The organism is Bradyrhizobium sp. F1.4.3, assembly GCF_040548375.1.
Classification (GTDB): Bacteria; Pseudomonadota; Alphaproteobacteria; order Rhizobiales; family Xanthobacteraceae; genus Bradyrhizobium.
Map to the genome: position 1 here is coordinate 24,678 of NZ_JBEPRN010000010.1, position 19,411 is coordinate 44,088.

The 19,411-nt window shown below is 65.4% G+C and carries 19 protein-coding genes and 1 pseudogene; 14 read left to right on the plus strand and 6 right to left on the minus strand.

Annotated features, from left to right (window positions below):
• Window positions 1-33 precede the first annotated feature (33 nt).
• Genes ABIB73_RS23840 through ABIB73_RS23855 form a run of 4 tightly spaced genes read left to right on the plus strand, consistent with a single transcriptional unit; the run spans window position 34 to window position 3,347 of the window.
• Window positions 34-1,020, plus strand: a complete 987-nt coding sequence (locus tag ABIB73_RS23840; RefSeq protein WP_354227925.1) for a branched-chain amino acid ABC transporter permease — start codon at window positions 34-36, stop codon at window positions 1,018-1,020.
• Entirely contained in the window at window positions 1,017-1,790 is a 774-nt protein-coding gene (locus ABIB73_RS23845; protein ID WP_354227927.1) for an ABC transporter ATP-binding protein, read from the plus strand. The genes ABIB73_RS23840 and ABIB73_RS23845 overlap by 4 nt, the downstream gene beginning before the upstream one ends.
• Entirely contained in the window at window positions 1,783-2,496 is a 714-nt protein-coding gene (locus ABIB73_RS23850; RefSeq protein ID WP_354227929.1) for an ABC transporter ATP-binding protein, read from the plus strand. The genes ABIB73_RS23845 and ABIB73_RS23850 overlap by 8 nt, the downstream gene beginning before the upstream one ends.
• 2 nt (window positions 2,497-2,498) lie before the next feature.
• Window positions 2,499-3,347 carry an alpha/beta hydrolase gene (locus ABIB73_RS23855; protein ID WP_354227931.1) on the plus strand — a complete coding sequence of 283 codons (849 nt, stop codon included), beginning with the start codon at window positions 2,499-2,501 and terminating at the stop codon, window positions 3,345-3,347.
• Window positions 3,348-3,365: 18 nt separating this feature from the next.
• Here ABIB73_RS23855 and ABIB73_RS23860 read toward each other — a convergent pair whose 3' ends face one another.
• A complete protein-coding gene (locus ABIB73_RS23860; RefSeq protein WP_354227933.1) occupies window positions 3,366-3,773 on the minus strand; it encodes a DUF4864 domain-containing protein in 408 nt (135 codons plus the stop codon).
• A gap of 67 nt (window positions 3,774-3,840) precedes the next feature.
• The gene (locus ABIB73_RS23865) at window positions 3,841-4,479 is read right to left on the minus strand and encodes a TetR/AcrR family transcriptional regulator (protein WP_354228258.1); all 639 of its coding nucleotides are present in this window, start codon (window positions 4,477-4,479) and stop codon (window positions 3,841-3,843) included.
• A 242-nt stretch (window positions 4,480-4,721) separates the two neighbouring features.
• On the opposite strand from ABIB73_RS23865, the gene ABIB73_RS23870 reads away from it, so the two are divergent.
• The 3 genes from ABIB73_RS23870 to ABIB73_RS23880 are packed head-to-tail and all read left to right on the plus strand — an operon-like array spanning window position 4,722 to window position 8,525.
• On the plus strand, window positions 4,722-5,219 hold the full coding sequence (locus tag ABIB73_RS23870; protein ID WP_354227935.1) for a (2Fe-2S)-binding protein: 498 nt from the start codon (window positions 4,722-4,724) through the stop codon (window positions 5,217-5,219).
• A complete protein-coding gene (locus ABIB73_RS23875) occupies window positions 5,216-6,271 on the plus strand; it encodes an FAD binding domain-containing protein (protein WP_354227937.1) in 1,056 nt (351 codons plus the stop codon). The genes ABIB73_RS23870 and ABIB73_RS23875 overlap by 4 nt, the downstream gene beginning before the upstream one ends.
• Complete coding sequence (locus tag ABIB73_RS23880; protein WP_354227939.1) at window positions 6,264-8,525, plus strand: xanthine dehydrogenase family protein molybdopterin-binding subunit; 2,262 nt, start codon at window positions 6,264-6,266, stop codon at window positions 8,523-8,525. The genes ABIB73_RS23875 and ABIB73_RS23880 overlap by 8 nt, the downstream gene beginning before the upstream one ends.
• Before the next feature lie 35 nt (window positions 8,526-8,560).
• On the opposite strand, the gene ABIB73_RS23885 is transcribed toward ABIB73_RS23880, so the two are convergent.
• Complete coding sequence (locus tag ABIB73_RS23885; RefSeq protein WP_354227941.1) at window positions 8,561-9,109, minus strand: cupin domain-containing protein; 549 nt, start codon at window positions 9,107-9,109, stop codon at window positions 8,561-8,563.
• Between the two features lie 148 nt (window positions 9,110-9,257).
• Here ABIB73_RS23885 and aptA point away from each other — a divergent pair, with 148 nt between their 5' ends.
• Both aptA and ABIB73_RS23895 read left to right on the plus strand, forming a co-directional pair.
• A complete protein-coding gene (gene aptA / locus ABIB73_RS23890) occupies window positions 9,258-10,586 on the plus strand; it encodes an omega-aminotransferase AptA (protein WP_354227943.1) in 1,329 nt (442 codons plus the stop codon).
• A gap of 70 nt (window positions 10,587-10,656) precedes the next feature.
• The gene (locus ABIB73_RS23895) at window positions 10,657-11,922 is read left to right on the plus strand and encodes a D-amino acid dehydrogenase (protein WP_354227945.1); all 1,266 of its coding nucleotides are present in this window, start codon (window positions 10,657-10,659) and stop codon (window positions 11,920-11,922) included.
• Window positions 11,923-12,131: 209 nt separating this feature from the next.
• Here the strand turns inward: ABIB73_RS23895 and ABIB73_RS23900 are convergent, their stop codons facing one another.
• The gene (locus ABIB73_RS23900) at window positions 12,132-12,782 is read right to left on the minus strand and encodes a helix-turn-helix domain-containing protein (RefSeq protein WP_354227946.1); all 651 of its coding nucleotides are present in this window, start codon (window positions 12,780-12,782) and stop codon (window positions 12,132-12,134) included.
• A 181-nt stretch (window positions 12,783-12,963) separates the two neighbouring features.
• Between ABIB73_RS23900 and ABIB73_RS23905 the strand changes: the two genes are divergently transcribed.
• Genes ABIB73_RS23905 through ABIB73_RS23920 form a run of 4 tightly spaced genes read left to right on the plus strand, consistent with a single transcriptional unit; the run spans window position 12,964 to window position 16,426 of the window.
• The gene (locus ABIB73_RS23905; protein WP_354227948.1) at window positions 12,964-13,728 is read left to right on the plus strand and encodes an ABC transporter substrate-binding protein; all 765 of its coding nucleotides are present in this window, start codon (window positions 12,964-12,966) and stop codon (window positions 13,726-13,728) included.
• 17 nt (window positions 13,729-13,745) lie between these two features.
• Window positions 13,746-14,399: an amino acid ABC transporter permease gene (locus tag ABIB73_RS23910; protein ID WP_354227950.1), complete on the plus strand. Its 654-nt coding sequence runs from the start codon at window positions 13,746-13,748 to the stop codon at window positions 14,397-14,399.
• Window positions 14,396-15,127 (plus strand): amino acid ABC transporter ATP-binding protein, encoded by a 732-nt coding sequence (locus tag ABIB73_RS23915; RefSeq protein WP_354227952.1) that lies wholly within the window; start codon window positions 14,396-14,398, stop codon window positions 15,125-15,127. Before ABIB73_RS23910 ends, ABIB73_RS23915 begins: the two co-directional genes overlap by 4 nt.
• Window positions 15,128-15,139: 12 nt before the next feature.
• Window positions 15,140-16,426, plus strand: a complete 1,287-nt coding sequence (locus ABIB73_RS23920; protein ID WP_354227953.1) for an NAD(P)/FAD-dependent oxidoreductase — start codon at window positions 15,140-15,142, stop codon at window positions 16,424-16,426.
• Here ABIB73_RS23920 and ABIB73_RS23925 read toward each other — a convergent pair.
• Window positions 16,423-18,012 (minus strand): gamma-glutamyltransferase family protein, encoded by a 1,590-nt coding sequence (locus tag ABIB73_RS23925; protein WP_354227954.1) that lies wholly within the window; start codon window positions 18,010-18,012, stop codon window positions 16,423-16,425. The genes ABIB73_RS23920 and ABIB73_RS23925 overlap by 4 nt on opposite strands.
• A 173-nt stretch (window positions 18,013-18,185) precedes the next feature.
• Here ABIB73_RS23925 and ABIB73_RS23930 point away from each other — a divergent pair.
• Window positions 18,186-18,937, plus strand: a pseudogene (locus ABIB73_RS23930) (enoyl-CoA hydratase-related protein).
• 155 nt (window positions 18,938-19,092) lie between these two features.
• On the opposite strand, the gene ABIB73_RS23935 reads toward ABIB73_RS23930, so the two are convergent.
• Entirely contained in the window at window positions 19,093-19,326 is a 234-nt protein-coding gene (locus ABIB73_RS23935; RefSeq protein WP_354227956.1) for a DUF6894 family protein, read from the minus strand.
• Window positions 19,327-19,411: the final 85 nt, after the last annotated feature.

Here is a 19,411-nt window from a genome sequence, read left to right on the forward strand (position 1 = left end):
TCCGATTCGTTGTCATCGCCTCCGGTGGAGGCGGTGTCCCGACCGCCGCTCCAGTCATCGGGCTGGTCGGCTGCGAGCCTGTCGGACCACCGGCTTTTGCTGATCGTGTGGCTCGTGCTGCTGGTGGTGCCGTTCGCGGCGCCGAATGCCTACTTCGTCTCGCTCGCCAACATGATGCTGATCAATTTGATCCTGATCGCGAGCCTGAATCTCCTGATGGGCTATGGCGGACAGATCTCGCTCGGGCATGCCGGGTTCTACGGGCTCGGCGCCTATGTGAGCGGTGTGCTCGGCGTGAAGTTCGGACTGAGCGCCTGGATCGGCCTGCCGGCGGCGGCACTGTTGACGGGGCTCGCGGCGCTGATCATCGGCATTCCGGCACTGCGCCTGCGCGGGCTCTATCTGTCGATGGCGACGCTCGGCTGGAACGCCATTCTGGTGGTGATGTTCAACCGGCTGATCGACCTGACCGGGGGTCCCAACGGCCTGTTGGGCGTCCGCCCCTTCGCATTCGGCCGCTTCGTGCTGGACACCGATGCGCGCCAGTTTCCGCTGCTCTGGCTGGTGTCGCTGCTGGTCATGCTCGCTATCCTCAACCTGCTGCGCTCGCGCGTCGGCCGCGCGCTGCGTGCGGTCGCGACCAACGAGCTTGGTGCGGACGCCGTCGGCATCGACAGCTTCAGAACCAAGCTTCTGGTCTTCGTGCTCTCCGCCGGTATGGCCGGGATCGCCGGTAGCCTCTATGTCCATGTCAACCAGTTCGCATCGCCGGAGACGTTCAGCGTCTCCAACTCCATCCTGCTGGTGGTGATGGTTGCGATCGGCGGCAGCGGACTCTATTGGGGGCCGTTGTTCGGCGCATTGATCTTCACCGCCGTGCCGCCGCTTCTGCTCGAATATGAAGACGCCGAGCTGATGCTGTTCGGTTTCGCGATGCTGGTCGTGCTGATCGCGTCGCCCACCGGGATCGCGGGCTTGCCGGCGATCCTGCGCCGTTGGCTCGCAAGGAGGCGTTCATGACCGCGCCTCTGCTCCGCACCGAAGCGCTGAACTGTCATTTCGACGGGCTGCGTGCCGTCGCCGATCTGAGCTTCGAGGTTCGTCCCGGCGAGATCAAGGCGGTGATCGGGCCGAACGGGGCCGGCAAGAGCACGCTGTTCAACATGATCGCCGGCGTGACCCGCCCAACCTCGGGCCAGATCTTCTTCGATGGCGTTCGTATCGACGCCATGCCGACATTTCGTCGCGCCAGGCTCGGCATCGCCCGTACCTTCCAGAATCTCCAGATCTTCCGCGAAATGACCGTGCTAGAGAATGTCACGACCGGACGGCATATGCACGGCCGCGCGGGGGTGATCGGCGCGCTGCTGCACGGTCCGTCGCTGCGGGCCGAGAATCGAGCGATGGCGGATGCGGCGCTTGAGTTGCTGGCGCGGTTCGAACTCGACGGCAAGGCGGATGTTGTTGCCGGCGATCTCGGCTTTGGCCAGATGAAGGTACTGGAGCTGGCGCGTGCGCTCGCAAGCGAGCCGCGCCTGCTGCTGCTCGATGAACCCGCCGCCGGCTTGCCGCAAGCGGAAGCCGAGCATATCGGCAAGATCATCTCCGCCCTGAACCGGGACGGCATGACGGTGCTGCTGGTCGAGCACAACATGCGCATGGTGATGTCGCTCTCGCACGACATCCTGGTGCTTAACAACGGCATGCGGATCGCCGAGGGCGATGCCGACAGCGTGCGCCGCCATCCCGACGTGCTGGCGGCCTATCTCGGGGAGGCCGAGCATGCTTGAGGTCGAGGCGCTTTCGGCGGGCTACGGCCACGTCTCCGTGCTGCACAGAATTTCGCTGCGGGTGGAGGCGGGCCAGTCGGTCTGCCTGATCGGCGCCAACGGCGCCGGCAAGACCACGTTGCTGCGCTGCCTGGCCGGGCTGTTGCGGCCGAGCAGCGGACGTATCCTGGTCGAAGGCAACGACATTGCCGGGCGGTCGGCCTCGGCGCGGCTTGATTTCGGCGTGACGCTGGTGCCGGAGGGCCGACGCGTCTTCGCGCCGATGAGCGTGCGCGAGAATCTCGAGATGGGTGCGTTCCGCCGCCTGTGGCCTCGTCGCGACCGCAGAGTCGAAGCCGACATGGACGCGGTGTTCGACCTGTTTCCGCGGCTGCGCGAACGGCTGAACCAGCCGGCGGGGCTGCTGTCCGGCGGCGAGCAGCAGATGCTCGCGATCGGACGCGCGCTGATGTCGCGGCCGCGCCTGCTGTTGCTCGACGAGCCGTCCATGGGTCTCGCGCCACGCGTCGTGCAGGATATCTTCGCCATCATCCGGCGGCTCAATCAGCAGGGCATCTCGATCCTGCTTGCCGAGCAGAACGCCAACATGGCGCTGCAAAGCGCCGCCTGGGGCTACGTGATCGCGGAAGGCGAGATCGTGCGCGAGGCGGAAAGCACCTCGCTTGCGCGCGACCCGATCGTACGCACTGCCTATCTCGGACTTTGATCATGCATTCTGGAAGTGAAATCCTGCAGGCCATCGATGACGGGCTGGAAGCGCAATATGCGCTCCGCAAGCGCCATCCCGAGCGCGACGAGATCTATCGCGATCACCGGCAGCGGAGTGCGGCACTGCGCGCTGCGGGCAATTGCCGCCTGGACATTCGTTATGGCGCCGGGCCGCGATGTCTGCTGGACGTGTTCCCGGCGGGCGACGGCGCGCCGGTGTTCTTCTTCATCCATGGCGGCTATTGGCGCGCGCTGGACAAGTCCTACGTCTCCTTCATCGCCGAACATTACCGAAACGCCGGCATGACGGTGGTGATGCCGACCTACGATCTGGTGCCGGCGGAGCGCGTCAGCGGTATCGTCGAGCAGATTCGCCTGGCCCTTACCTGGACGCTGACCCATCTCCAGCCCGCTCGCGTGGTCGTCTCCGGTCACTCCGCCGGCGGTCAGTTGGCGGCGATGCTTGCGCTGGATCAGGCCGTCAGAGGCCAAGGGCGCATCGTCGGCCTGGTCGGCGTCAGCGGTGCCTTCGACCTGCGTCCGCTGCTTAAGACCTCGATCAATCGCGACCTGACGCTGTCGCCCGATGAGGCCGCGGAGATGAGTCCGTTGTTGCGGCTTCACCGCCTGCCGAAGCGCGCGAAGCTCGTACCGCTGCTCGGCGCCGTCGGTGGCGACGAGACCGGCGGATTCAAGGACTGGACCTCTGATCTGGTCTCCGAGTGGTGCAAGCAAGGCGGCGAAGCCGATTATTGCGAGATCCCCGGCAGCAATCACTTCACGGTGCTCGACCGGATCGCGGACGCCGACGGCGACGTCCTGCGCGCCGTGGCCGGGATGGTCGCCTGACGAACGGGAAATGTCCGCTCACACCGCCTGTCCCGCCTTCAGCAGCGAGCAGCCGGTGATCTTGTAGCTGCCGTCGCCCTGCTGTTCCAGGGTGTAGAGCGCTTCCCAGGCTTCGCCATTGGCATCGATGATGTGGACGCGCTGCGCGATCGAATTGCCTTGGCTCTTGCTGTCGCCGAACTCAAAACGCTTGTGCCGGTAGACCGGCGCGTAGCCGTTTTGCACCATGGACATGAAGATATCGGGTGCGGGGAATATCTCCTTGATCGCCGGTGCGGCGTAGGAATAGGCGGCTGCCGCATCGTCGCGGACGAACGCCTGCTCCTGGGCGCGGATCACTCCCTGCGCGGATGCGACGTCGTCGGCGAATACCGGAGCGGCGCTAAGAGCAATACCGAGAGCGACAAGCAAAGCGGCGATGCGCATGACAGGCTCCGCGTTGAAATCCCGGCGGCCCCGATCCTAGCACAGCTTTGGGAAAATGCGGGACGCCCTATCGCTTCCGCTTCGCAACCGGTTTCCCCGGCTTGGCGGTGCGCGCCTTCGTCTTGGCCGCGGGCTGCACGCGCAGGCCGTCGACAAACACGTCGAGCATCCGCAGCACCGAGGACTGCCAGCCGGGCTGGTCGTGCATGTAGCACATGCCGACCAGGGCCCTGAGCAGATCCTCCGGGCTGATGTCGCCGCGCATCTCGCCGGCCGCCACCGCGCGGTCGAGCAGCGAGCCGATCGCCTTGGTCAGTCGGTCCATCGAGAACGCCGCGAGTTCCGAGGAACTCTGGAACGTCAGCGCCAGTGCGGCCGACATGCCTTTTTTGGTGGCAACGAATTCGACATTGGACCGCAGCCAGCGCCGCAGCGCGTCGACCGGATCCTTCGCGCTCTTCAACTGCTCGGCGAGCTCGCTGAGCTGCTCGACTTCGCGCCGGTACACAGCCTCGAACAGATCCTCGCGCGTCGGGAAATGCCGATAGAGCGTGCCGATGCCGACGCCGGCGCGTTTCGCGACGGCCTCCAGGCTCGCCTCCGGGCCGCCGGCGTTGAACACGGCCTTGGCCGCCTCAAGCACGCGCTCGCGATTGCGTACGGCATCGGCGCGGGGCTTACGGATCTGGTCGGTGTGGTCGTCCATGCCGACAATGTAGATCACGAATTGGTTAGATTGAACCCTTGCAGGGCTGCATCGCGTTGTCTGCGTACAGGCTTTTGACGAATTCCAAATATTTTCCGGCAGCCCTTGTTAAGCGGAGGGTGCCTCCGTATCTTCGTCAAAGACGTTGGCTCGGATTGTGCCCGGGCGACGCAGGATCGACGACGGCCACGGCGGTGGCGCGCTGCGCGATCACTCATGTCCATATCTGATCGGAGCCTTGTATGAACCACTCCATCAGCCTCACCGTGAACGGTGCGCGGCGCGATTTCGTCCTCGACGATCCGCGCGTCACGCTGCTCGATCTCCTGCGTGAGCGCCTCCATCTGACCGGAACCAAGAAGGGATGCGACCGCGGCCAATGCGGTGCCTGCACCATTCTCGTCGACGGCAAGCGGATCAATTCCTGTCTCGCGCTCGCCATCAGCCATGATGGCGCCGACATCCTCACCATCGAAGGTGTCGCGCGCGGCGACCAGCTTCATCCGGTGCAAGCCGCCTTCATCGCCCATGACGGCTTCCAGTGCGGCTTCTGCACGCCGGGCCAGATCATGAGCGCGATCGGTATGATGCGCGAAGGCCAGGCCGGCGACGATCCCGAACGCATCCGCGAATGCATGAGCGGCAATCTCTGTCGCTGCGGCGCCTATGCCGGCATCGTCGATGCCGTGCTCGAGGCTCAGGCCGGTGCCGACGAAACCAATCAGAGGCGCTCCGCATGAAACAGTTCGATTATGTCAGGCCCGCCACAGTCGCCGAGGCCGTTGCCGCCGCCGCCCAGCCGGGCGCGGTCTATCTCGCCGCCGGGACCAATTTGCTCGATCTGATGAAGGGCGGCGTCAGCCGACCTGATCGCCTGGTCGATGTCACGCATCTCGAAGGGCTCGACGGGATCGAGTATCTCGCCGACGGCGGTATGCGTATCGGCGCGCTGGTGAGCAACGCTGACCTCGCGCATGACGTGAACTTCGCGAAGTCCTATCCCGCCGTCGCAGAAGCACTTCTCTCCGGTGCATCCGCGCAACTGCGCAATGCTGCGACGGTCGGCGGAAATCTGCTGCAACGGACGCGGTGCGCGTATTTCTACGATACCGCGAGCCGCTGCAACAAGCGCGAGGCCGGCAGTGGCTGCGACGCGCGCGACGGTGAGAACCGCACCCACGCCGTGCTCGGCTGGAGCGAGAGCTGCATCGCGACGCATCCGTCGGACTTTTGCGTACCGCTGGTCGCCCTCGATGCGGTCGTCGAAATCGAGGGCAGGAACGGCCGGCGCGAGATCGCGCTCGACGCGCTGCATCGTTTGCCGGGTGATGCGCCCGAGCGTGACTCGGCGCTCGAACCCGGCGACCTGATCGTTGCTGTGCGCCTGCCGCCCGCGGCACGCGGCTTTGCCGCGCATGCGCGCTACCTCAAGGTCCGCGAGCGCACCTCTTACGCCTTTGCCGTCGTTTCAGCCGCGGCGGCATTGCGGATCGAGAGCGGCAAAATCGTGGAGGCACGGCTCGCGCTAGGCGGCGTCGCAGCAAAGCCATGGCGCGCCCGCGCCGCAGAAGATGTGCTTAGGGGCGTCGCGCCGACCGCGGACGCTTTCCAGGAAGCCGCCTGGCGTGCGCTGACCGACGCAAAGCCGTCCGGCGACAACGCCTTCAAGATCGAGCTCGCACGCCGCATCGTCGTGCGTGCGCTGACACAAGCCGCCGCTGGCACGCCCGCGCGCCTGCCGGCGCTGCCGGCCTCTCCCTTTGCCTCGACCTCCGGAGCCATTCATGTCTGAGCTCAATCTCACCAGCGCTCCCGCTCATCTGCGGCACGGCTCGAGCATCGGCCAGCCGCTGACCCGCCGCGACGGCGTCCTCAAGGTCAAGGGGCAGGCGACCTACGCTGCCGACAATCATCCCGCCGGCATGCTGTTTGCGGTGATCGCCGTCTCCAGCATCGCGCGCGGCCGCGTGACGTCGCTGGATGTTGCCGCGGCCAAGCGCCATCCCGGCGTCGTCGATGTGATGACGCCCGACCACAAGCCGCCGCTCGCGATCGATCCTGAAATCAAGACCAACCCGTTCGTGTTCCGGATGGAGGTGTTGCAGAGCAATGAGGTCCGCTACGCCAACCAGCCGATCGCCGTCGTGATTGCCGAGACGCTGGAAGCGGCGACCGAAGGCGCCGTGCTGCTGGCGCCACGCTATGAGACGCTGCCCGCGCTGGTCGGCCTCGACGCCGGCGAGAGTTTTGTGCCGCCGGTCGTCGGCGTCGGCAACCCGACGGAAAATCACCGTGGCGATGTCGAGGCCGGCCTTGCGTCCGCGGATAAGCGAATCGAGGCCGTTTACGAGACGCCGCCGCAATATCACAACGCCATGGAGCCGCACGCGATTGTCGCTCACTGGGACGGCGACAATCTGTCGGTCGACATGCCGACCCAGGGCCTGATGCTGTCGCTCGGCCGCATCGCCGAGCTATTCGGCATTGCGCCGGACAAGATTCATATCCGAAGTCCCTTCCTTGGCGGCGGCTTCGGTTCCAAAGGACTCATGGCCGGTCCCCCGGTCCTCGGCCTCATGGCCGCAAAGCTGGTCGGCAAGCCGGTCAAGCTCGTGCTGCGCCGCGAGCAGATGTATGGCCCGGTCGGCCATCGCGCGCCGACGCGGCAGCGGCTGCGCATCGGGGTTGACAGGGAAGGGCGCCTTACCGCGCTCGATCACCATGCGAGAACCGTGTCGAGCACATTCGACGATTTTTACGAGCCGGCGGCAGACGCCTCCCACACGCTCTATGCGGCGCCAGCGATCCGCACCTCGCACGATGCCGTGCGCGTCAATACCGGCACGCCGCTGTTCATGCGTGCGCCCGGCGAGGCGACGGGCTCGATTGCGCTGGAGAGCGCGATCGACGAGATGGCCTGGGCCTGCGGCATCGATCCGCTCGCCTTCCGCCTGAAGAACTATGCCGAGGTCGAGCCGATCACGGGCAAGCCGTTCTCGTCCAAAGCGCTGCGTGCCTGCTACGAGCAGGGCGCGGCACGTTTCGGCTGGGCGAAGCGTTCGCTCCAGCCGCGGCAGATGCGCGACGATGCCGGCCTTCTGGTCGGCTGGGGCATGGGCACCGCAACCTTCCCGGCGCTGATGTTCCAGGCCGAAGCGCGCGCGGCGATCCGCCGCGACGGCTCCGGTGCCATGGAGATCGGCGCGCATGACATGGGGCAGGGTGCATGGACCGCGCTCGCCCAAATCGCGGCCGATGGTTTGGGGCTCGACATTGATCGCGTGGAATTCAAGGCCGGCACGTCCGACCTGCCCGACGCCGGCATCGCCGGCGGCTCCGCGCACACCGCGACCGCAGGTGCGGCGATCCACAGTGCCGGCGCCGCAGTGATCGCAAAACTCGCCGATCTCGCCACCAACGACGAGCGCTCCCCGCTGTTCGGCGCCGGCAACGCCGGCGTGATCGCGCGCGATGGCAAGCTGCTTCGGCGCGACGACGAAAGCCGCGGCGAGGGCTATGTCGAGATTCTTGCGCGCGCAGGCGTCGCCGAAGTCGAGGCGCGCGGTACGGGCGCGCCGAATCCTGCGGCGATGGAAGAATATGCGATGCACGCGCATGGCGCGGTGTTCGCGGAGGTGAAGGTTGATCCCGAGCTCGGCCAGATCCGCGTCACCCGCATGGTCGGCGCCTTCGCCGCGGGGCGCATCGTCAATCCGCATCTGGTGAAGAGCCAGCTGTTCGGCGGCATGATCTGGGGCATGTCCTTTGCGCTGCACGAGGAAGCCATCACCGACCGGCGCAGCGGCCGGATCATGAATGCCAATCTCGGCGAGTACCATATCCCCGTGAATGCCGACGTGCCGCCGCTCGACGTGATCACGGTCGAGGAGCACGATCCGCATGTCAATGCGCTCGGCATCAAGGGGGTCGGCGAGATCGGTATCACCGGCAGCGCCGGTGCGGTCGCCAACGCGGTGTGGCATGCGACCGGCGTGAGGGTGCGTCGTTTCCCGATTAGGATCGAGGAGTTGCTGACGGGGCTCTGACGAAGGGGGCGGTTGAAATTCTCCCCTCACCGCCCTCAGAACGTCGGCGGCGTGCAGGCCGAGATCACTTCGCACGGCTTGCCGCCGACGCATCGGAAGCGATGCGGGCGGCGGCTCTCGAAATAATAGGCGTCGCCGGGATTGAGAATGCGGCGCTCGTCCTCGACGGTGACCTCGAGCTTTCCCGAAATCACGATGCCGCCTTCCTCGCCGTCATGGACCAGGTGAACGCGCCCGGTGTCACTGCCGGGCTCGTAACGCTCTTTCAGGATCTGCAAGTTGCGGCCAAACAGATTGTCGCCGATCTGGCGATAGGAGATCGGCTTCTTGCCGACCTCGGTCAACTCCTCCGAGCGGTAGAAGATCTTGCGCCGTGTCTCCGGCTCCAGCGCAAAGAACTCCGCGAGCCCCATCGGGATGCCGTCGAGGATGCGCTTGAGCGCGCCGACCGACGGGTTCATCTGGTTGGATTCGATCAGCGAGATCGTCGAATTGGTGACGCCGGCGCGCTTGGCGAGCTCCCGCTGCGACAGTTTCTGGCGTGCCCGGATGAATCGCAGCCGTCCACCGATGTCGACGCTCATGCCTCAGTCCCTGTTGCAGGTGTTGCGGATCGCGCAAATATGGACCAGCAGCCCCAGTCAAATCAATGGCTTGCAGGTCAACAGAAAAGGACTTGTTGCGCTTCTGAAGCCGTGGCTCTGCTAGCGGGTCAGCAAAGGAGCGTGGCCCGTGACCCTTCATCAGATTCCGAACACTATCAAGACCGATTCGTTCTGGATGCCGTTCACGGCCAACCGGCAGTTCAAGAAGGCGCCCCGCCTGTTCTCCTCGGCCGAGGGCATGCACTACACCACCGTCGACGGCCGCAAGGTGATCGACGGCTCCGCCGGCCTCTGGTGCGTCAACGCCGGCCACGGCCGCAAGCAGATTGCGGCTGCGGTTGAGCGGCAGCTGATGACGCTGGACTTCGCCCCGTCATTCCAGATGGGCCATCCGCTGGCCTTTGACTTCGCCGAGCGGCTCGCCGAGATCGCGCCGAAGGGCCTCGATCGCATCTTCTTTACCAACTCCGGCTCCGAGTCGGTCGATACCGCGCTGAAGATCGCGCTCGCCTATCACCGCGCCAACGGCCAGGCGAGCCGCACCCGCCTGATCGGCCGCGAGCGCGGCTATCACGGCGTCGGCTTCGGCGGCACCTCGGTCGGCGGCATGGTCGCCAACCGCCGCGCATTCGCGACCCTCCTGCCGGGCGTCGACCACATCCGCCACACCCATGATCTCACCCGCAACGCCTTTGCCAAGGATCAGCCGGAGCATGGCGCCGAACTCGCCGACGATCTCGAGCGCCTGGTCGCGCTGCACGGCGCCGAGACGATCGCCGCCGTCATCGTCGAACCGGTGCCGGGTTCGACCGCGGTACTGCCGCCGCCGAAGGGCTATCTCCAGCGCCTGCGCGAAATCTGCGACAAGCACGGCATCCTGCTGATCTTCGACGAAGTCATCACCGGCTTCGGCCGCCTCGGTACGCCATTCGCCGCCAACTTCTTCGGCGTCACGCCGGACCTGATGACGACAGCCAAGGGCATCACCAACGGCACCGTTCCCTGCGGCGCGGTGTTTGCCCATCGCAAGGTGCACGACGCCATGATGATCGGTCCGGAAAACATGATGGAGCTGTTCCACGGCTACACCTATTCGGCGCATCCGGTGGCTTGCGCCGCGGGCATCGCGACGCTGGACATCTACAAGGACGAAGGCCTGCTCACGCGCGGCGCGTCGATCGCCGAGTACTGGGGCGATGCGTTGCATTCGCTCAAGGGCTTGCCCAACGTCGTCGACATCCGCAATTGCGGCCTGATGGGCGCGGTCGAGCTGTCGCCGCGTGACGGCACAGTCGGTGCGCGTGGCTACGACGTCATGGTCGACTGCTTCAATCGCGGGCTGTACTTCCGCATGAGCGGCGACTCCTTCGCGCTGTCGCCGCCCCTCATCGTCGAGAAGAGCCACATCGACGATATCGTGTCGATCCTGGGCGACGCCATCAAGCGGGTGGCCTGATAATTGCTCTCGCCGTTGCGAGTGGTTTCCTTGCAGCGGCGAGCGTGATGCCGCGGGAGTTTGACGAAGCGTGAAAGTTCTGATCCTCGGCAGCGGTGTCATCGGTGTCACCTCTGCCTACTACCTTGCACGCGCCGGTCATGAGGTGACGGTCGTCGACCGTCAGCCCGAGCCGGCGCTGGAGACCTCTTTCGCCAATGCCGGCGAGGTGTCGCCCGGCTATTCCTCGCCCTGGGCCGGTCCCGGCGTGCCGGTGAAGGCGATCAAATGGCTGCTGATGAAGCACGGCCCGCTGGTGATCCGGCCGAAGCTTGATCCCGTGATGTGGGTCTGGCTCACCAAGATGCTACGCAACTGCACCAGCGCGCGCTATGCGGTCAACAAGAGCCGGATGATCCCGATCGCGGAATACAGCCGCGATTGTCTGCGCGATCTGCGCCGCGACATCGGCATACAGTATGATGAGCGTTCACAAGGCACGCTCCAGCTGTTCCGCCACCAGGCCCAGCTCGACGGCATGGGCGAGGACATCGCGGTGCTCAAGCAGTACGGCGTGCCTTATGAAGTGCTGAGCCGCGAGGGCTGCATCGCGGTCGAACCGGCACTCGCCGGCGTGAAGGAGAAATTCGCCGGCGGACTTCGTTTGCCGCAGGACGAGACCGGCGACTGCCACATGTTCACGCAGGCGCTGGCCAAGCACGCGGAAGCGCTCGGCGTGCGCTTCATGTTCAATACCGGCATCGACCGCATCGTCACCGATGGCGGGCGCGTCAGCGGTGTCGCGACCGGCGCCGGCGTGTTGCAGGCCGATAGCTACGTGCTCGCGCTCGGTAGCTGGTCGTCGCGCCTGGTTGCTCCACTCGGCATCTCGCTGCCGGTCTATCCGGTGAAGGGTTATTCGATCACGGTGCCGATCAAGGACGCCTCGGGCGCGCCGGAATCCACCGTGATGGACGAGAGCTACAAGGTAGCGATCACGCGTCTCGGCAATCGCATCCGCGTCGGTGGCACCGCCGAAATCTCCGGCTTTTCAAGCAAGCTCTACGACGCCCGCCGCGCCACCCTCGATCACTCGCTGACCGATCTATTCCCGCGCGGCGGCGATCTCTCCAAGGCGACGTTCTGGAGCGGCCTGCGCCCGATGACGCCGGACGGGCCGCCCGTAATAGGCCCGACGCGCTACGCCAATCTCCACCTCAACACCGGTCACGGCACGCTCGGCTGGACCATGTCCTGCGGCTCCGGCCGCGTGCTCGCGGACATGCTGTCGGGCAAGAAGCCGGATGTCGATGTCAGCGCGCTGACGGTGGACCGGTACGAACACCGGTTCGGGTGAGCATCTTTCCGCGCCGCTAATCTATCCCCGTCACCCTGAGGAGCGAGCTGCGCGGCGCGATAGCGCCGTGCGGCGAGCCTCGAAGGGCGACGGCCCGGTAGCATCGAGGCCGTGCACCCTTCGAGGCTCTCCATGCGGCGCAATTGCGCCGCAAGGCTCGCACCTCAGGATGACGGGACTGAGAATGCGCTCTCGGAGGGAGGAGAGAGCTACCCCGCCCCCGTCACGCAATTCACCCACAGCACCACGGCCTTCGCATCATTGGCCGGATTTGAAAACCGGTGGGGCCGCCGGCTCGCAAAGCGAAAACTGTCGCCAGTCTTCAGCGACCACGTGTCGCTGTCCACCGTCAGCATCATCTCGCCTTCGAGCACGAGGCCGGCTTCCTCGCCGTCATGGGTGTAGAGCTCGTCGCCGGTTGATCCGCCGGGCTCCAGATGGACCAGGAACAGATTGAGCCGGTTGTCGGCACTGGCCGGGCTCAGCAATTGCTTCGACACGCCGGTACGCCAGAGTTTCAGTTCGGGCCGCCGCAGCCCGCGCGTCACCACCTGATCGGAGGCGCCGTCGGCGCTCGGGCTCGCGCCGAACAACGCGGCGATGCCGACACCGAGCACGTCGGCGAGCGTTGCGAGCACGCGCAGCGATGGCGACGACAACCCGCGTTCGATCTGGCTGAGGAAGCCGATCGAAAGCTCCGTGCGTGCCGCCACCGTCTCGAGCGAGAACTGCCTGACACGCCGGAGATCGCGGATGCGGCGGCCGACCGCGACATCCATTGCAGGCTCCGCCGGCTTTGCAGTCCTTTTGGCGACAGCCTTGGCCTTCTTCGCCGGCTTTGCGGCGGTCGGTTTGCGCATTCTTTTGCCACCGCTCACGTCAAACCGCTTCCTTCATGTGCATGAAAACCGCTTGCATCGTCCGTGAAAATGTGACCAAATTTTCATATTGGTGAAAATAGGCCGAAACGGCTTGGCCCGCAACGTCTTCGATCACGACGCACGCGAACGCCGCCGTCGGCCGGACCCAAAGGGGAATGCGATGCCGTTGAAGCGTTTTGTTCAGGCCGCGGTCGCGGTGCTCGCGATTTCGGCGGCCATGCCGGTCTCCGCGCAGCAGGTACTGAAGGTCGGCTCGACGCCGACCGGCATTCCCTTCACCTTCCTCGACACCAAGACCAACACCATTCAGGGCATCATGGTCGATCTCATCACCGAGATCGGCAAGGACGCCGGCCTCAGCGTGCAGATCGAGCCGATGCAGTTCTCGGCACTGATCCCGTCGCTGACCTCGAGCAAGATCGACATCATCGCGGCCGCGATGTTCATCACGGCGCCACGGAAAGAGGTCGTCGACTTCTCCGACCCGATCTACACCTATGGCGAAGGCCTGGTGGTGCCGAAGACCGATACCAAGGCCTATGCGACGCAGGACGATCTGAAGGGCGAGACGGTCGGCGCCCAGGTAGGCACCGCCTTCGTCGACGCGCTGAAGAAGTCCGGCCTGTTCGCCGACGTCAAGGCCTACGACACCATCCCCGACATCCTCCGCGACGTGAACACCGGACGCCTCAAGGCCGGCTACGCCGACTATCCGATCCTGGCCTACAATCTGAAACAGGGCGGCTTCCCCGAGGTGCGCCTCGTCGACGGTTACAAGCCCGTCACCGTCGGCTCGGTCGGCATCGGCGTCCGCAAGGGCGAGACCGCGTTGCTCGGCAAGATCAACGCCTCGCTTGCGAAGCTGAAGGCCAACGGCACCATCGACAAGATCCTGGATAAATGGGGCCTTAAGGCGCAAGGTTGATCGTTGAAGGCTAGTTGATGAAAGGCTTCTGGCACGACGCCGTCGAGTTCTTTCCGATCCTGATGAGCGGCGTCGTGCTGACGATCGTCGTCACCATCGGCTCGCTGCTGCTCTCGACGGTGCTCGGCCTGGTCTGGGCGATGATGCGGGTCTCCGGCATCAAGGTCCTGTCGATGCTGAGCGCCAGCCTGATCAACGTGATCCGCGGCATCCCGATCATCGTGCTGTTGTTCTACCTCTATTTCGTGATGCCGGACCTCGGCGTCACATTGTCGGCGTTGCAGGCCGCGATCCTCGGCCTTGGCATTGCCTATTCTGCGTACCAGGCCGAAAACTTCCGCGCCGGCATCGAGGCGATCGACAAGGGCCAGATCGAGGCGGCGCAGTCGATCGGCATGGGCTGGTGGTTGACCATGCGCCGCGTGGTGCTGCCGCAGGCGGTGCGCATCGTGCTGCCGCCCTACGGCAATGTCATGATCATGATGCTGAAGGATTCCTCGCAAGCCTCGACCATCACAGTCGCCGAGCTGGCGCTTCAGGGCAAGCTGATCGCGTCCTCGACCTTCAAGAACACCAACGTGTTCACGATGGTGGCGCTGATGTATCTCACCATGAGCATTCCGCTGATCCTGCTGGTCCGTCACTTCGAGAAGCGGGCGGGCAGGAAATGATCGAGCTCACCGACGTCCACAAGAGCTTTGGCGAGAACGAGGTCCTCAAGGGCATCACCGCGAACGTCGAGAAGGGTGAGGTGGTCTGCATCATTGGTCCCTCCGGCTCCGGCAAGTCGACGATCCTGCGCTGTATCAACGGGCTCGAAAGCTACGACCGCGGCGAGATTATCGTCGAAGGCCTCAAGGTCGACCGCGATGCGCCGTCGATCGTGAAAGTCCGCACCCAGGTCTCGATGGTGTTCCAGCGCTTCAACCTGTTCCCGCATCGTACAGCGTTGGAAAACGTCATCGAGGGGCCGCTTTATGTGAAGAAGGAATCGCGTGCGCACGCGCTCGAGCGCGGCCGCGTGCTGCTTGCGCAAGTGGGTCTCGCCGAGAAGGCCGACGCCCATCCGCCGCAGCTCTCCGGCGGCCAGCAGCAGCGCGTCGCGATCGCGCGGGCGCTGGCGATGCAGCCGAAGGCGATCCTGTTCGACGAGCCGACCTCGGCGCTCGATCCCGAGCTGGTTGGCGACGTCCTCGGCGTCATGCGCAAGCTCGCTGACGACGGCATGACCATGGTCGTCGTCACCCACGAGATGGGCTTCGCCCGCGACGTTGCCGACCGTGTGCTGTTCATTGACGGCGGCGTCATCGTCGAGCAGGGACAGGCAAAGGCCGTGCTCAATCAACCCCAGCATCCGCGTACGCAGGACTTTTTGCGGCGCGTGCTGCATCCGCTCTGATCGGTCTTCGTCATGAATGCGCGCCTGCCTCTGCCTCCCTCGCTCTATGCCGACACCGCCGTTGCGCCGGTTGCTACGCCGCCGCTCGACGGCAACAAGACCGTTTCAGTCGCTATCATCGGCGGCGGCTACACTGGTCTCTCCACAGCGCTGCATCTCGCCGAGCAGGGCGTCGAGGCGCTGGTGCTGGAGGCGCAGGAACCAGGCTGGGGTGCATCCGGCAACAATGGCGGCCACACCAATCCCGGCTTGAAGCACGACCCCGATCAGATCGAGGCCGATTTCGGCGCGGCTCTCGGCCGCCGCATGATTGAGTTCTCCTACGGCACAACGAATTTTACCCACGATCTGATCCGCCGCTACCAGATCCCGTGCGAGGCCCGGCAGAATGGCACGCTGCGCGCCGCCTATAACGAGGCCAGCGCCGCGGCGATCGAAAAGACGGCGCAGCAATGCATCCGCCGCGGCATGCCCGTGACGTACCTGAACCGCGAGCAGTTGCGCGAGATGACCGGCACCGGCCGCTACATCGGCGCCATGCTGGACACGCGCGGCGGCGATCTACATCCCCTCAGCTACGCGCGTGGTCTTGCGCGCGCCGCGATCTCGGCGGGCGCGAAGGTCTATGGTGAGACGCCGGCGCTTTCTCTTCGTCGCGAGGGTACGCGTTGGCGCATCGAGACGCCGCGTGCGGTCGTGCATGCGGAAAAAGTGCTGCTTGCCACCAACGGGTTCACCGACGATCTCTGGCCGGCGCTCCGCCGCACCATCGTGCCGGTGTTTTCGTCGATCGCCGCCACCGCGCCGCTTTCCGACGAGGTCGCTCGCTCGATCATGCCGACGCGTCCCGTGCTCTACGAGAGCGGCCATATCACGGTCTATTACCGCATTGATCAGCACAATCGCCTGTTGATGGGCGGTCGCGGTCCGATGCGCTGGATCAAGTTGCCGACGGACGTCGCCTATCTCATGCACTACGCCGGGCGGCTATGGCCGCAGCTCAAGGGCGTGGCCTGGATCCATGGCTGGAACAGTCGGCTCGCGATTACCAAGGACCATTATCCGCACGTGCATGAGCCTGCGGAGAATATCCTGATCTCGCTCGGCTGCAACGGTCGCGGCGTCGCGCTCTCGACCGCGATGGGCGCGCAACTCGCGCGCCGCCTGATCGGCGGCGCCAGGGCCGAGATCGACATGCCCATCACCGGCATCAAGCCGATCCCGATGCACGCCTTCTGGCCGGTTGGGGTAACCACCGCAGTGATCGCAGGCCGGGTGCGCGACCGGCTGGGGATCTAGCCCTCCGCCACCGCGTCGGCCCAGGGATGGAAGATCTCGGCCGAGCCGGAATTGACGTTGCCGTCGCGCATCACTGCGCTCGGGCAGGCGAACTTCATCGGTAGAGTTTGCACCGGCGTTTCCTTGTAATCGAAGCGCGCGGCGAGAGCCTTACGTGCATCCGCCGGCAGCCGCGTGTCGCCGAGCACGATCGCGCCTTCGCTGCAATCGATGCGGGGCTGATGGATGGCGGCATCGAGGTCCATGCCGAAATCCATCGCAAATGACAGGATTTGCATCACCGAAGGCAGGATGCGGCGGCCGCCGGAGGCGCCGACCGCGAGGCGCTTGCCGTCCCTGGTCTCGGCGATGACCGGCGTGTAGTTGGTGAGGCAGCGCTTGCCGGGAGCGAGCGAGTTGGTGGTGCCCGGCGTCGGATCGAACCACATGATGCCGTTGTTCATGGCGATGCCGGTGTGCGGCGTCACATATTTTGAGCCGAAAGATGAGAGCAGCGTCTGCGTCACCGCGGCGATGTTGCCGTCGCGGTCGACCACGGAGAAGTGCGTGGTGCAGGCGGGCGCCAGATATTCCGCGCCGAGGGAGCGCTTGCCGTCGGCATCGCCCATGTCCTTCAGCCGCTCGCGATAGGCCGATTGCAGCGCAACGGCATATTCGGCGTAGGCTGCCGCATCGGGCGTGCTTGCCGGCTTCAAATTTTGCTGCAACAGGCGCAGCGCATGCGCCATGGTTGGCCCGGCCGTGAGCTCCGGCGTCGCAAGCACCTTGCCGCCACGATAGGGAATCGCCAGCGGCTCGCGCAGATGTGCGCGGAACGCGGTGAGATCCTCGACCGACAGCGAGCCGCCATCGGCGCTGATGTCGGACGCGATGCTCTTGGCGAGATCCCCCTGATAGAAGTCGCGCGGTCCGGCCTCGGCGAGGTGCAACAGCGTCGCCTTCAACGTATCTTGCGGCAGCCGCGTCTCGGCCTCGATGCTCCATGGCGGGCTCGGGGGCAGGCCGTCCTTCAAAAATGCGGCCGCGCTCGCGGGATAGCGTCGAAGATCCGCGGCCGAGCCCGCGATCGTCAGTGTGGTCCACCAGTCGGCCAGCAGGCCCTCGCCGGCGAGTGCGACGGCCGGCGCAACCAGGTCTTTCCACGGCATCCTGGCGTGGCGACGGTGCGCCTCCTCCATGCCGGCGACGACACCGGGCACCGCGATCGCGGCGGGACCGTGAACGTTGCGGTCGTCCTTCACCCGCGGCCACGGAAAAAGGTCGGAAGCGACGCGGTCTCCGGTGATCGGATAATCGGCCGCGCGCAGGCTCTGGGGCGCGCACATGCCGTAGTCGATCACCACATAGCGATTTTCCTTGGCGCGGTAGAGCACCATTGCGCCGCCGCCGCCGATGCCGCTGTTCCAGGGCTCCAGCACGTTCAGCGCAAAAGTGGTCGCGACGATCGCGTCCACGCAGTCGCCACCGGCTGCCAGCACCTGCGCTCCTACCTCGGCCGCCCGCCGCGATTGCGAGGCCACGATGCCGCCCCTGGATGTGACGGCGGGTTTGCGGACGGTTTGGTTGAGGCTGAACTGATGAGGCATGATCTCGTCTTGCGTCTTGTCTTCGGTCGTCTTGGTTGGCGAAGCGCGCGGACAATGGCACATTGCAGCCAACGAGAACATCCACGGGGAGACGCGACATGGCAGGTGTGAAACAGGCGCGGGATGGCGCCGTTGGGATATTGACGCTCGACGAGCCGGCAAGTCTGAACGCGATGACGCCGGACCTGCTCGGCGCGCTCGCCGCCGCCATCGCCGAGATGACGCAGGATGACGATGTGCGCGCGCTGGTCCTCACCGGCGTGGGGCGCGGTTTTTGTCAGGACAGAATTTGAAGGCATCCGAAGCGCTGGGCGAAGACATCGCCGCCGGCGTCATGCGCTTCTATTGGCCCGCGTTCAAGGCGTTACGCGAATGCAGCGTGCCCGTGGTCGTCGCCGTCAACGGCGTCGCTGCCGGCGGCGGCTTCAGCCTGGCGATGGCCGGCGACATCATTGTTGCGGCGCGGTCGGCGAGTTTCATCCAGGTGTTCAGCCGCATCGCGCTGGTGCCCGACCTTGGTTCGACCTGGCTGTTGCCGCGGCTGATCGGCCGCCAGCGCGCGCTCGAGCTGATGTTGCTGAACGAGCCGCTATCGGCCGAACGCGCCTATGAAATCGGCCTGGTGCGGCAGGTCGTCGACGACGCGATGCTGATGGAGGAGGCGCTGACGCTGGCGCACCGTCTGGCGGAAGGCCCGACGCGCGTGCTCTGGTCGCCACGCGGATGCTGGTCGAGGAGAGTGAGCACGCGACCTACGATGCCCAGTTCCGTCGCGAGATCGAGCTCCAGGCCACGATCCGCAAGAGTGCCGACGCCATCGAAGGTCGCAGCGCCTTTGTCGAGAAGCGCAAGGCGAAATTCACGGGCAAGTAGAGGAGGAGACGCGGGCTGCGCTCAGGGCGCCCGGTTCAGCCGGCTGGCCTGATACTTGGCGTGCCATTTTGGGCCAGGCCCGCGCATGTAGTGAAGTTCCGGGCGGTAGGGGTTGCCCGCGATCCTCACCAGCTTCTGCCACTTGGTGGCAACGAAGTTCAGGGGCTGGCAGAGCAGGCTCAATAAAGCGGGCAGCACGGCATCACCTCAATGCGGCTTGCCGAGCATGGCAGCGAAGGGGAGATCGAAAATCTCCTCGCCGTCGTCGTCGCTGACATGGATCACCCAGTCGCGCCAGTCCTCGGCGCCGGGCGTCTGGATCATCGAGCTCATGATCTGGGCGGCGCGGTCGCGCGCCTCGGTCAGGTTGGCGACCGCAGTGCCGCTGTGATCGATCAGCGTGCCTTCGGTGTTGGAGCAGTGGAAATACATCTGAACCATACACGCCTCCTGTCGAGAGCGATTAGGACGGCACACGGATACCATCTGAGGCCTTCGCGAGACATTCGGGGCGAGCCCGGTAAGG